Raw genomic sequence first — 2,568 nt, forward strand, 5'->3', positions numbered from 1 at the left:
CACAAGACATAAAGTTTGTAGATACCAAAGGCAAAGAACACACACTAAACAAAGACACACAAAAACAATGGCTACAAACCTTTGGATTACAAAACCTAGAACAAAGCTATATCCCAAAACACTCACAAGCAATACAACAAGCCTTAGGTGGTAAAGAAATAAAACTACAAAAGGGAAGTTTGCTAAAGCTTGTCTCACAAGGTAGAGAGCAGTATATACCACAGATAAAAGAAGTGCTAGATAACCCAGAGGCGATAATTAGGGATAGTGATGATGGTTTTTTGTTTATTAGACATTTGAAAAATGATGACTTCTTTGTGAATGTTAGTTACGATAAAGGCGAATACTTGGTGAGTATTTCAAATGGCATAAAGGAAACAAGAAATCTAAAGAATAAATTAGACATCGGAGGCGAAATTATTTATCAATCGCCAAGCTTCAGTTCATCTCGTAACAAGCTTTTACAGACTTCACAATACTCCGCCAACACGATTGACAAAGAGAATTCTACCATAAAAAACACAAATCCTATACAAAATACATCTACATTGCAAAATCCAAGCATAGAGTTTGCCTTGCAAGAATTTCCAGAATTTAGCAAAGCAGAACTAGAGGAAATGCTTACAAAAGGCATAAGAGGAGAAGCAAGAACAAAAGAAGGAATCACTAAGCAAGATATAGAATATATCAAAGATAATACACGCTATAGTGGTGAAATAGCTAATTATAGAGATGAAGAGTTAGGAATGTATGGAGATACATTTCATTTAGCAAACCTCCAAAAGACAGAAAATGTCATAGAACCTACAAATTGGGAAGCAAGTCTTAAAACTTTACTAGATAAGGCACTCACATTAGGAAAGGATAAAGACACATTACAACAAGCACAAGACTTAATGGATTCCATACACCTCAATAATCCCTCATTCTTTACTCCACTTAATCCAAATTATCCCAAGATAAAAGAGATTGTGAATGAATATCAAGAGAGGCTTAATACACTCATTGCACAATCCCCACAAGACATAAAGTTTGTAGATACCAAAGGCAAAGAACACACACTAAACAAAGACACACAAAAACAATGGCTACAAACCTTTGGATTACAAAACCTAGAACAAAGCTATATCCCAAAACACTCACAAGAGATACAACAAGCCTTAGGTGGTAAAGAAATACGACTTACAAAAGGCAGTTTATTAAAACTTGTAAGCAAAGAAAGAGAGCAATATATTCCACAGGTAAAGGAGACTTTGGATAATCCAGATTATATTTTAAAAGATATAGATGGAATGATTATTCTAGCAAAAAAAATTGATGACAAGCAGTATTTTACAAGCATTAATTTGGAAACAGATGATTTTTTAATCAGTATTTCAAATGCACCAAAGAAAGAAAACATATTAAAAAATAAAGTAGAAAAGGGAGCAAAAATAATCTATCAATCTCCAAACTCCGAGTCAATTTTCTACACGCCAGAGCTTTTACAAGCCTCGCAATCTTTAGCTAACAAGATTGATAGCTCTAATTCTACCATAAAAGAACAATCAAAACAACATAAGGGACAAGAGGAGCTAAAAAATATCTTTGATGAGTTTGAGCAACAAGACAAGACACTACAAGATAAAGCAAAACTCTTAAAAGAACACAAAGAGGATTTAAAAAGCAAAGATTTGGTAGGTAGTGAAAAATGGGAGAGCCTAATGGAACAACAAAGCTTACTCATAGATGAGGAAAGCCAAATACTTGAGAGAGCCTATAAAAAAGCCAAAAGACTTATGCCACATTTTTCAAGCTATGAGGAAATATTGCAATACGAACCCATTAACAAAGTTAGCTTAAGGCTATTAAAAGAAAATGTTAATGAGATTATGGATAAAGAAATAAGAGCTTTGCAAGACACCAGCATAACTAAAGCAGATTTCAAACAAGCCTTAGATGAGTTTAATACATTCTATAAAGAATACAGAGATTATCATAAACCTTTGTATTATGAATTTGAGACTAAATTTGGATTCTATACAAGAGAATTTAATAAACAAAAGCTATCAAACGCTAAAGATGTAGAAATGTTTAAAAAACATTTTTTAGACAAAAAACCCTCAGCATTTAATGACAAGCTAAAACAAGTATATGAAACAATACAACAATACAATCAATTAGAATTGCAAAATCGACAAAGAATGCACGATAGCAAAGAAAGTGAGCTAATCACAAGCAAAGCTATTGAGATTAAAGAACAATTAAATAATAAATATAAAAACTCGATTCAAAAGCAGGAAATAAGCAAACAAAGTGAGAATCCACACGCACAGAATTTCGACCAAGCTACGAACTCAAAAGAGTTAGAGAGTGGAAACAATCTCTCTCTAATGGATTCTGCCCCTAATCTTAGCACAAAAGACTTAATCAAAGAAGCAAAAGAGCAAGACTTAAGTGTGAAAGAAACAAAAGAAACTATCACAAGGCATAAAGAGGCAGAGCATAGATATTTTAATGAAAAAAGCCCAAATATCTACTATTCTAATCCGCACTTAGGAGTGGGTTTGGCAAGTGGGAGTGTAGCAG

At 33.2% G+C, this 2,568-nt stretch carries 1 protein-coding gene; it reads left to right on the top strand.

What is annotated here, in order from left to right; all coding sequences use genetic code 11:
• Positions 1–2,568, top strand: a 2,568-nt coding sequence (locus CCY98_RS08500) for a PBECR2 nuclease fold domain-containing protein (protein WP_258440228.1), incomplete at both ends; no start/stop codon positions are given.

The organism is Helicobacter sp. 11-8110 (assembly GCF_003288905.1).
Classification (GTDB): domain Bacteria; phylum Campylobacterota; class Campylobacteria; order Campylobacterales; family Helicobacteraceae; genus Helicobacter_D; species Helicobacter_D colisuis.